Origin of the sequence: Spirulina sp. CCY15215, from assembly GCF_016888125.1 — a bacterium.
Taxonomy (GTDB): domain Bacteria; phylum Cyanobacteriota; class Cyanobacteriia; order Cyanobacteriales; family Spirulinaceae; genus CCY15215.
In genome coordinates this window covers 1-616 of the sequence record NZ_JACSWA010000112.1, presented here as the reverse complement: position 1 = coordinate 616, position 616 = coordinate 1, and the positions used below count along the sequence as shown (strand labels likewise).

The window sequence follows — 616 nt, the reverse complement described above, 5'->3', positions numbered from 1 at the left end:
TAGACAAAGCATTTACAGATATGAAATCAAAAAAACTCGGTTTTCCTCGTTTTAAGAATAAGTATAGGATGCGTTCTTTTGTGTATCCTCAAATGCTCAAAAACTGTCTCCAAGAAAACCAGATTAAACTACCTCAATTGGGATGGATTAAGTTTAGAAAATCGAGAGATATTCCCGATGGTTTTGCGATTAAACAAGCGAGAATTATCAGGAAAGCATCAGGATACTTTATCCTGCTCTCTTTACAGTTAAATGTAAATATTCCGGATGTCCCATTTCACGGTCATGCCATAGGAATAGATTTAGGATTGGACAAATTTCTGGCAACTTCTGATGGAGAACTGGTTGAAAGACCTCGTTTTTTAAACCAACTACATAGCAAGCTGAAATCGCTGCAACGTAAATTAAGGAATAAAAAGAAAGGGTCTAATAATCGACACAAATTAAACCAGAAAATAGCGAGATTGCACCAAAAGATTTCTGATACTCGTAAAGATTGGCAATTTAAACTGGCACATTACCTTTGCGACCAAGCACAGTCAATATTTTTTGAAGATATTAACTTTAAATCTTGGGCAAAAGGAATGTTGTCTAAACATTGCCTAGATGCTGCTTT

1 protein-coding gene is annotated in these 616 nt (G+C 35.4%); it reads left to right on the top strand.

Translation table 11 applies throughout. The annotated features are described in order from the left end of the window. A partial coding sequence (locus JUI58_RS00510) for a transposase (RefSeq protein ID WP_348539804.1) occupies positions 1-616 on the top strand: 616 nt, incomplete at both ends.